Consider the following 10023-nt stretch of genomic DNA (forward strand, 5'->3'; position numbering starts at 1 on the left):
TATGGCGGAATGGAGGCTTCAGATATTAAGCGCATGAAGGACCTGGAAGAAGAGAATCGTCGCTTGAAACAGATGTATGCCAATCTCAGTTTGGAACATACGATTCTCAAGGACATAATCGGGGTCGTCTCAGAAAACGGAAAATAAAGCACGCTAAGCCGGTGGCAGCGGTCGCAATGGCCTGAACTTCCCCGCACCGACCTTGGCACTGCTGCGCCATAGGTAATCGCCGGTCAAGTTGATATGCTCCCACCCCAGCGGTGACAGATATTGCAGCAACGTGTCGTCCAGCGCCTTGCCGTGGGCACGCAAAGCACTGGTGGCACGCTCCAGATAGACCGTGTTCCACAACACGATGGCCGCCGTCACCAGATTGAGGCCGCTGGCCCGGTAGCGCTGCTGCTCAAAACTGCGGTCGCGGATTTCACCCAATCGGTAGAAGAAGACCGCCCTGGCCAGCGCGTTGCGCGCCTCGCCCTTATTCAGCCCCGCATGGACGCGGCGGCGCAGCTCCACGCTTTGCAGCCAATCCAGAATGAACAGCGTGCGCTCGATGCGCCCCAGCTCGCGCAGGGCGACGGCCAAGCCGTTTTGGCGCGGATAGCTGCCGAGCTTGCGCAGCATCAGCGAGGCCGTCACCGTGCCCTGCTTGATCGAAGTGGCCAGCCGTAGGATTTCATCCCAATGAGCGCGAATAGCCTTGATGTTCAGCCTGTCGCTGCTAATCATCGGCTTGAGTGCATCGTAGGCAGTATCGCCCTTGGGAATGAACAGCTTGGTGTCGCCCAGGTCGCGGATGCGCGGCGCGAACCGGAATCCCAGAAAGTGCATCAGGCCGAACACATGATCGGTGAAGCCCGCCGTGTCGGTGTAGTGTTCCTCGATACGCAAGTCAGACTCGTGGTACAGCAGGCCATCGAGCACATAGGTCGAGTCGCGCAAGCCGACGTTGACCACCTTGGCGCTGAAGGGCGCGTATTGGTCGGAGATATGGGTATAGAACGTCCGCCCAGGGCTACTTCCATACTTCGGATTGATATGCCCGGTGCTCTCTGCCTTGCTGCCGGTTCGGAAGTTCTGGCCGTCCGACGATGACGTGGTGCCGTCGCCCCAGTTTCCGGCGAAGGGTTGTCGAAACTGTGCGTTCACCAGCTCGGCCAGCGCCGTCGAATAGGTTTCGTCGCGAACGTGCCAGGCTTGCAGCCAAGACAGCTTGGCGTAGGTGGTGCCAGGGCAGGACTCGGCCATCTTGGTGAGCCCAAGATTGATACCATCAGCCAGAATCGTCGTCATCAGCAAGGTTTTGTCCTTGGCCGTGTCGCCGGTCTTCAGGTGTGTGAAGTGGCGCGTGAAGCCCGTCCATTCATCGACCTCCATCAGCAACTCGGTGATCTTGAGGTGCGGCAGCAACATCGCCGACTGGTCAATCAAGGCTTGCGCCGCGTCTGGCACCGCTGCGTCCAGCGGCGTGATCTTCAGGCCCGATGCAGTGGTGATGATGGCATCCGGTAAGTCGTTGGTCGCCGCCATGCGGTTGACTGTGGCGAGTTGCGCCTCCAATAATTCCAGTCGGTCATGCAGATATTGGTCGCAGTCGGTGGCCACGGCCAGTGGCAATTCGCTGGCCAGCTTCAGGGTGGCGAACTTCTCGATCGGCACCAGGTATTCGTCGAAGTCCTTGAACTGGCGCGAACCCTGCACCCAAACATCACCAGAGCGCAGTGCGTTCTTCAGCTCCGACAGGGCGCATAACTCGTAGTAACGCCGGTCAATACCCTCGTCGGTCAGAACCAGCTTTGCCCAGCGCGGCTTGATGAATGCGGTTGGCGCATCGGCGGGCACCTTGCGCGCGCTGTCGCTGTTCATGCCGCGCAGCACGTCGATGGCATCGAGCACACCCTTGGCGGTGGGCGCGGCGCGCAGTTTGAGCACGTCCAGGAACTGCGGCGCATAGCGGCGCAGCGTGGCGTAACTCTCGCCGATATGGTGCAGGAAATCAAAATCGGCAGGCCGCGCCAGCGTTTGCGCCTCGGTGACGCTGGCGGCGAAGGTGTCCCACGGCATGACCGCTTCGATGGCGGCGAACGGATCGCCGCCGCTTTGTTTGGCTTCAATCAGCGCCTGACCGATGCGCCCATACATCCGCACCTTGTCGTTGATCGCCTTGCCGGAAGCCTGGAACTGCTGTTGATGCTTGTTCTTGGCCGCATTGAACAGCTTGCCGATGATGCGGTCGTGAAGGTCGATGATTTCATCAGTGACGGTGGCCATGCCCTCGATGGCCAGTGCTACCAAGGTGGCGTAACGCCGCTGCGACTCGAACTTGGCCAGGTCGGCGGGCGTCATCTGGCCGCCCTCGCGGGCGATCTTGAGCAAGCGGTTTTGGTGTACCTGCCGTTCGATGCCAGCAGGTAGGTCAAGCGCCTGCCAGGCTTTGAGGCGTTCGATGTGTTCAAGCATGTGGCGCGAGTTCGGCTTGGCGGGCGATTGGCGCAGCCACGCTAGCCACGTCATTTTGCTACCATCCTTGCGCTTGAGCAGTTCGTCCAGGCGCTGGCGATGGACAGGTATCAAGGAATCGGCCAATGCCGCATGGATGCTCCGGTTGGCACGGGTAATGGCCTCGGCGCTTGCGCGCTCGATGGCATTCATGGCGGGTAGGATGATGCTCTGCCGCCGCAGGTTTTCAACAAGGGTGCTGGCCAGCACAATGCCTTTGTCTGTTTGCAAGGCCAGTTCGGTCAATGTATGCACGGCTTGCCGGTAGTGACTCATGGTGAAGGGCTTGAATCCAAACACCGTTTGCAGCTCGACCAAGTGCTCCCGCCGTGTCTGCTCGCGCTGGCCGTAATCGTTCCAGCTTTCCACCGGCACCTTGAGTTGTGCGGCCACCATGCGCAGCAGGGGCGGAAATGGAGGTTCATCGACGCCCAAGAAGATGCCAGGGAATCGCAAGTAGCAAAGCTGCACGGCGAAGCCCAATCGATTCGCGGCGCCGCGACGCTGACGGATCACCGACAGGTCGGTTTCGTTGAACGTGTAGTGCCGTATCAGTTCGTCTTTGGCATCTGGCAGTGCCAGCAGACTTTCGCGCTCGGTGGCGGACAGGATTGAGCGGCGTGGCATGGTCAGTCTTCCCGCAGGTACTGGTACAAGGTTTCGCGGCTGATGCCGAAGTCACGGGCCACCAAGGTTTTTTGGTCGCCTGCCGCAACTCGCCGTTTCAACTCGGCAATTTGTTCGCTGTTCAGCGATTTCTTTCGTCCCCGGTAGGCACCGCGCTGCTTGGCCAGCACGATTCCCTCGCGCTGACGTTCGCGGATCAGGGCGCGCTCGAACTCAGCAAAGGCTCCCATGACCGACAGCATCAGATTGGCCATCGGTGAGTCCTCGCCGGTGAACGTCAGCCCTTCTTTGACGAACTCCATGCGCACGCCCCGTTGTGTCAGCCCTTGGACGATGCGGCGCAGGTCATCAAGGTTGCGTGCCAACCTGTCCATGCTATGCACCACCACGGTGTCGCCCTCGCGGACGAAGGCCAGCAGCCTTTCAAGTTCGGGACGTTGTGTGTCCTTGCCTGAAGCCTTATCGGTGAATACCTTGCCGACTTCTATTTGTTCCAGTTGTCGATCAGGATTCTGGTCGAAGCTGCTGACGCGGACGTAGCCGATACGTTGACCTTGCAAGATGCCTCCAAAGGTAAAAATGTCAGGATGAAATCTATTACCCTTGGCTGAATGTGTCAATAAATATAAATTCACACTCTACTCTGACGTTGTTTGTGCTCAACATCTGACATCAGGTTAGGGCATAGCTCAAACTGACACTGTTTGCGAGATAGGCAAGCGCCTTGAATCAGCTTCGCCGCGTTGCCCTCTGCCGCGTCGAACGCAGATTGATAGTGAAAGCCACCACAGTGGTGAGCAGAACGACAAACTGCGCTAGGACCGTTTGCCACGACGGATAGATGCCAAGCAAATCGATCCGAGGGATTGCAATCGGACTGGTATGCAGGAGTCCGGCCTCTTGCAGACCCGCAATGCCCTTGCCAGCCAGGATCACCGCGAGCACTGCTACCAGCATAGAACTGGCCGCAAAAAACTGCCCGATCGGCAATCGCGGGCTGGTGCGTAGCAGTACCACTGCAAGTAGCGCCAAAAGCGCCATGCCCGTACCCAGGCCAGCGAGCAGAGGCCATCCATTACCCTCTGTCCAAAGAGCGGCGTAGAACAGTACCGTCTCAAACACCTCGCGGTACACCGCGACGAATGCCAGCGAGAACAAGAACCACGCCGTGCGCTTGTTGAGCGCCGAGGATAGCTTTTCCTTGAGGTAAATCTGCCAGCGACCGGCGACGCTCTTTTGGTGCATCCACATTCCGACGCCGAGCAGGACCACAGCCGCAAACAGTGAAGAAAAGCCTTCCGTCAATTCCCGGCTCGCACCGCTGACGCCGACCAAATAGGTCGCCACGCCCCAAGTGATGCCACCTGCCGCCAGTGCGGCCATCCATCCTGCATGCACATAGACCCCGACATCCCGGCGTTCGGCCTTCTTGAGAAATGCCAGCATGGCGACGACCACTAACAACGCTTCTAAGCCTTCCCGCAGCAAAATAGTCAATGCCCCGATAAAGGCCGCGACGGTATCGTTCTCCGAAGGGGCAAGAACTTTGTCTGCTTCATCGAGCAAGCCGTGTAACTGTTGGTGCGCGGCCTGCACTTCGGCCGGAGTACCGTTTGCCACCAATGCTCGGTAGGACACCATTGCAGCTTCGATCTGCTCGAACAACGGGCGGTTGCGGGTGGCGAGCGCCGGTTCAACGGGCTCGAAACCATCAAGGTAAGCGGACAAGGCCAACTTGGCTGCGGTCGCACGATCCCCGTTTTGCAATGCAACCACGCTCTCGCCAAGCTTGGCCTTGGCTATTGCCGTGCCTTTCGGCTTGTTTGCGTCCAACGCACTCGGGTTAGCGCGAAGATATGCGGTCAGCGCTTTAGCTGAGGGTTCATCCAGCTTGTCCGCCAAGACATGCTCGGAGGTTTGCGTCAATGCTTCCAGATTGGCAACCGTTTGACGGGCTTGCCCATTCGTTTGCCAAAGCTTTGCCCCTGCGGTCTTGTCGCTCTGTACATAGGGCAACGTACCGACAAAGAATGCCAGCGCCCAGCGATCCTCGTCCGATAATGAGCCAAAGCCTTGCATGGCAGTCCCTGGGACGCCGTTGCTGATGATCTGATGTAGTGCGAACAAGCTGCGCTCCCGCGCCCGCAAGTGCTCGGCCAGCGCGGTTGGTTTGGGGTTCAGGGAGGTAGCCAAGGGGCCATCACCGTGCCCTTGCATGCCATGACAGGCCGCGCATTGCGCCTGAAACAACTGCGCACCCCGCGCCAAGTCCGGTACGGCGGCTGGGGCCACCGGGAATGGATACGCTTTTTGCACGGCGCTGGATAGCGCATGCGCCAGTTGCGCCACGATGGCTGGATCAGCTTTATTCGCTACTGCGCGGCGAAGCTCCGTAGCTTGTTGCAGCAAGCGCGCCTTGTCGGTCTTACTCGGTAGCTCGCCCAATTGACGCTCGGCGGTGGCGACGAACTCCTGCATCTCTGCATATTCCGACGCCTTCAGCACCGTGCCATTGGCTACGGCACCGCCGTAATCGACAGCCACATAGTCCAGAAGCTGCCAAATTTGCTTGGCTTTGGTTTCGGTGCTGTCGGCTGCGAGTGCTGGCCCGCTGATAAGCGCATAAGTCGCGAGCAACAGCGCCATCAACCAGCGATAAGGTGCTCGGCAAGGCATAGGAGAGTGTCAGAATAATTTATTGTAAATGATTATAATTCTCAATTGGCTTTGCGTCCACCGCCCTGCCTTGGATCAGCCCGTTTATGATGAGCAAGACCGCCCCTGAGGTGATGGCAACATCAGCGAGATTGAAGGCAGGCCAGTGCGAGTGCCGCCAATGGAAGTCGAGAAAGTCCACGACCTGCCCGCGCAATAGGCGATCCGCGACGTTTCCAAGCGCCCCGCCGAGAATCAGGCTGTATCCCAGTGCTTCAAGGCTTGGCAACCGCTGTTTCAGCATGCGTACCAGCCAAGCCGAGACTGCCAAGCCAAGGACGATGAAGAAGTAGCGTTGCCAACCGCCCGCGCCTGCCAGAAAGCTGAATGCGGCCCCCGGATTCAGTACATGAACGAAATTGAAGAATGGCGTGACTTCGACCTGTTCGCCATAGGCATACGTGCGGACGACGGCGAGCTTGGCGAACTGGTCGGCCATGAAGGCGCACACGGCCACCACATACCAGACCGAGGCCGACGTGTGGCGAGCCGTCTGCCACGTGGGAGCGACAAGCGGTATCAGCCGTCCGGCAAGAACGGTGCTGCCCAATCCTAGACACCAGCCCGCCAGCACATCAGCCGGGAAGTGCATTCCAGCAGCAATGCGCGACCATCCGACCAAGACGGCATAAAGCACCAAACCGACGCGGCCACGGCGACCCATCAAAGGCCAAAGCGCGCCGATAACTAACGCCGAATAGGTAGCATGCCCACTGGGCAGGCTGTAGTGCCGCTCATGCTCACTGATGATGCGCACTAACTCGCCGAAGACGGCGGGCGGACGCGGGAAGTCGAGCCACAGCTTCAAGACAGTGGCGGCCAGCAAGGCCAGCAGGAAGGCGGTGCCAAAAACAATGAGCCGATGCCAAACTGCATCAGCGCGGGCTAAATTGGTTGCTGACTTCGACCACCACCACAGACCCAGCAGCGTCAAGGGCGCTGTCCAGTAATTGCCTACGAGGCTGAAGAACCACACCAGCGGTCCCAGCGCGGCAGGCGTTCCCGCATTGATGACCTGGAACAACGCGACGTTCAGACCATACCAGTCATAGAGAATGAATTTCCAGTTCATCGGCGCAACAGCCTCAAGCCATTGCCCACGACAAGCAAGCTGGCTCCCATGTCGGCAAACACGGCCATCCACATGGTCGCGTGACCAGTGAAGGTGAGTACCAGAAACACCGCTTTAATGCCCAGTGCCAGCACGATGTTTTGCATCAGTACCTGAGCCGTCGCACGTGACAGGCGCACAAAAGTCGGAATCTTGCGCAAGTCATCGTCCATCAGGGCGACGTCCGCCGTCTCAATGGCCGTGTCGGTGCCAGCGGCCCCCATTGCAAATCCGATGTCAGCACGTGCCAACGCCGGGGCATCGTTGATACCGTCGCCGACCATCCCGACCTTGCCAGTCTGCGCCAGTTGTTCGACCTCGCGCAGTTTGTCCTCTGGCAGCAAATTGCCCTGCGCCCGATCAATCCCGGCTTGTGTGGCAATTGCCTGCGCGGTGTGCGGGTTGTCGCCAGTCAGCATCATGGTGTTGATGCCGAGCGCATGCAGCTCGCCGATAGCGCTCCTGCTGCTGTCCTTGATGGTGTCTGCCACCGCGATCAGGGCTTGCGCACGCTTTGTGCTCACCAGGATCACTACAGTTTTGCCTTCGCGCTCCATCGCAGCGATGCGCTGCTCCAATTCAGGTGGACAATGCCCCAGCTCTTCGAGCATCCGATGGTTGCCAAGGTGATAGGTCACACCGTCAATGCTGCCTCGCACGCCACGACCGGGCAGTGCAACGAACTCGGCAACATCGTGTAGCGCAACCCCTTCGGCATGCGCTGCCTGCGCTATGGCTTTGGACACGGGATGGTCAGAGCGAGCCGCGAGACTGGCGGCAATGCTTCGGCTGCTGGCTGGTAGCGCATCGCCCCACGCGACGAAATCGGTTTGCGCAGGTTTGCCGTGCGTGATCGTGCCGGTCTTGTCCAGTGCCAGCCAGCGCAGCTTGCGGCCTTCTTCCAGATAGACGCCACCCTTGATAAGAATGCCGTGCCGCGCCGCCGCCGCCAAGCCGCTAACGATGCTGACCGGTGTGGAGATTACCAGCGCGCACGGGCAGGCGACGACCAGCAAAACCAGCGAGCGGTAAATCCAGTCCAGCCACGCTGCGCCCATGAATAGCGGGGGAATCAGTGCGACCGCAACCGCCACACCGAATACGGTTGGCGTGTACCAGCGTGCAAACTGATCGACAAAGCGTTGAGTAGGTGCGCGGCTACCTTGGGCAGCTTCCACCGCGTGGATAATGCGGGCCAATGTGGAGTTGCTGGCCGTGGCCGTAACGCGATACTCAAACGAGCCGGATTCGTTGATGGTGGCGGCGAACACCAGATCACCAGGCGCTTTTTCAACTGGCAGGCTTTCACCAGTGATCGGCGCTTGGTTGACCGTAGAGCGTCCTTCCAGCACTTCGCCATCGAGGGCGATACGCTCACCCGGCTTGACCCGAACCCGGCTGCCGATGGCGACCTGCTTGGCATCCTCTTCGCGCCACGAACCATCCGGCTGCTGCACCGTGGCTTGTTCCGGGGCAAGGTCGAGCAGGCCACGAATGGCGTTGCGAGCACGGTCCAGCGACTTTGCCTCGATCACTTCAGCGAGTGCAAACAGCACCATCACCATCGCTGCTTCCGGCCAGTGACCGATCAACATGGCGCCCGTGACGGCTATTGACATCAGGGCGTTCATGTTGAGGTTGCGGTTCTTGAGCGCAATCCAGCCCTTCTTGTAGGTGGAAAGGCCGCCCGCGAAGATCGCGACGAGCGCCAGAACAACGACTGACCAATGGTTGCCGTTGTGGAACCAGTAGACGGCTTCCGCAGCCAATGCAGCCGCCAAGGAGATGCCAAGCGGCCCCCAGTTGGTAGATGCGACTGTCGATATCGCCGGCGAGGCGTTGGCTTCCTCCGCATTGAGCACTTGCGCCTCGAAGTTCAGAGATTTCAGCGCGGCCAATACTTCCGGCAGGGTGTGGGCAGCATGGCGCACGGACAGGGTGCGCTGCATCAGGTTGAAATCGAGATTGGTCACCCCGGCTACCGTGGCAAGCTTGTTGCGGATCAGCGCTTCTTCGGTTGGACAATCCATCTTGGCGATGACCAGCTTGGTCGTCTGCTCGTCAGAAGCTTTATCCATGCGCACGGCCTGCATGCCGATGGCCTTCAAGGCTTGCTCAACCGGAGTCAACGATGGCAGTTCATGCCGCACGGCCAAGGTGCGCTGCATCAGGTTGAAGTCAAGCCCGACCACGCCCGGCAGCGCGGCTAGCTTGCTTCGGATCAGCGCCTCTTCCGTGGGGCAATCCATGTTCTCGATGCGGTAGACCGCTTGGGCCGATTCAGCCGTTAGCTGGGCTTGCGCAGGGGGCTGGCTGATCGGCACGGTCGAGCAGCCGCACCCCTTTGAACCGCATTCGCTCATGACAATTCCTTTACGCAGATTTCTGTATTGCTCATTAAAGACCCTATAGCTACTATAGAGTCAAGTTTTAAATGAGGATGAAATATGGAAATCAGGATTGGTGAACTTGCCAAGCGGACAAGGTGCGAGATCGTCACCATCCGCTATTACGAGAAGGAGGGGCTATTGCCAAAGCCAGCGCGCAGCGGCGGCAACTTCCGGCTATACGGTGACGCTCACGTCGAGCGCTTGCAGTTCATCCGCCATTGCCGTTCGCTCGACATGACGCTGGGAGCAATCCAGGCATTGCTGGACCTGCGAGATAACCCGAATCAGGATTGCGGCGAGGTCAATGCGCTACTGGATGGCCATATCCAACAAGTAGAGGCCCGCGTGGAAGCGTTGTTACAGTTGAAGAAACACTTGGCCGTTTTGCGCGAGAGGTGCTCAGGCGCTCGACAGGTAGAAGCATGCGGCATCTTACAAGGGCTGGCAGATTGTTGTAGCCAGGCCGTTTCCGCCTCAAATGCGCCTGTGGCGTGACCTGCCAACTGCATGATCGAGCTTTCGCTTAGCGTGCTTTATTTTCCGTTTTCTGAGGCGACCCCTAATCGAAAAAAAGCTTTAAAGCCAGCCGAAAAGCGGGAGCTTGTGGATTATGTCATTATGTCGCATCAAGCAAGTTTACGTACAGCCTGCAACGTGGTTGGTATTAGCCGAAGTTCCTAC

General features: G+C 59.0%; 6 protein-coding genes and 2 pseudogenes. 3 read left to right on the forward strand and 5 right to left on the reverse strand.

Features of this window, described 5'->3' with window-relative positions; translation table 11 throughout:
- Nucleotides 1-120, forward strand: a pseudogene (locus tag ELY11_RS11570) (transposase); the annotation flags it as partial.
- 33 nt (nt 121-153) lie between these two features.
- Here ELY11_RS11570 and ELY11_RS11575 read toward each other — a convergent pair.
- From ELY11_RS11575 to ELY11_RS11595, 5 genes are all read right to left on the reverse strand, one after another.
- The gene (locus ELY11_RS11575; RefSeq protein WP_105731065.1) at nt 154-3126 is read right to left on the reverse strand and encodes a Tn3 family transposase; all 2973 of its coding nucleotides are present in this window, start codon (nt 3124-3126) and stop codon (nt 154-156) included.
- Between the two features lie 2 nt (nt 3127-3128).
- Nucleotides 3129-3686 carry a recombinase family protein gene (locus ELY11_RS11580; protein ID WP_001162010.1) on the reverse strand — a complete coding sequence of 186 codons (558 nt, stop codon included), beginning with the start codon at nt 3684-3686 and terminating at the stop codon, nt 3129-3131.
- Nucleotides 3687-3855: 169 nt separating this feature from the next.
- The gene (locus tag ELY11_RS11585) at nt 3856-5772 is read right to left on the reverse strand and encodes a cytochrome c/FTR1 family iron permease (RefSeq protein ID WP_127033698.1); all 1917 of its coding nucleotides are present in this window, start codon (nt 5770-5772) and stop codon (nt 3856-3858) included.
- A gap of 49 nt (nt 5773-5821) precedes the next feature.
- Nucleotides 5822-6913: a signal peptidase II gene (gene lspA, locus ELY11_RS11590; protein ID WP_003052308.1), complete on the reverse strand. Its 1092-nt coding sequence runs from the start codon at nt 6911-6913 to the stop codon at nt 5822-5824.
- Nucleotides 6910-9315, reverse strand: a complete 2406-nt coding sequence (locus ELY11_RS11595; RefSeq protein ID WP_058523796.1) for a heavy metal translocating P-type ATPase — start codon at nt 9313-9315, stop codon at nt 6910-6912. The genes lspA and ELY11_RS11595 overlap by 4 nt, the downstream gene beginning before the upstream one ends.
- Before the next feature lie 84 nt (nt 9316-9399).
- Here ELY11_RS11595 and cadR point away from each other — a divergent pair, with 84 nt between their 5' ends.
- Both cadR and ELY11_RS11605 read left to right on the forward strand, forming a co-directional pair.
- Nucleotides 9400-9837, forward strand: a complete 438-nt coding sequence (gene cadR / locus ELY11_RS11600) for a Cd(II)/Pb(II)-responsive transcriptional regulator (RefSeq protein ID WP_003052301.1) — start codon at nt 9400-9402, stop codon at nt 9835-9837.
- 72 nt (nt 9838-9909) lie between these two features.
- Nucleotides 9910-10023, forward strand: a pseudogene (locus ELY11_RS11605) (IS3 family transposase); the annotation flags it as partial.

Source organism: Legionella septentrionalis, from assembly GCF_003989745.1.
GTDB classification, from domain to species: domain Bacteria; phylum Pseudomonadota; class Gammaproteobacteria; order Legionellales; family Legionellaceae; genus Legionella_A; species Legionella_A septentrionalis.

Coding starts and splice junctions, on each gene's coding strand:
- ELY11_RS11575 (WP_105731065.1), bottom strand. CDS start 3,126: ATGCCACGCCGCTCAATCCTGTCCGCCACCGAGCGCGAAAGTCTGCTG.
- ELY11_RS11585 (WP_127033698.1), bottom strand. CDS start 5,772: ATGGCGCTGTTGCTCGCGACTTATGCGCTTATCAGCGGGCCAGCACTC.
- lspA (WP_003052308.1), bottom strand. CDS start 6,913: ATGAACTGGAAATTCATTCTCTATGACTGGTATGGTCTGAACGTCGCG.
- ELY11_RS11595 (WP_058523796.1), bottom strand. CDS start 9,315: ATGAGCGAATGCGGTTCAAAGGGGTGCGGCTGCTCGACCGTGCCGATC.
- cadR (WP_003052301.1), top strand. CDS start 9,400: ATGGAAATCAGGATTGGTGAACTTGCCAAGCGGACAAGGTGCGAGATC.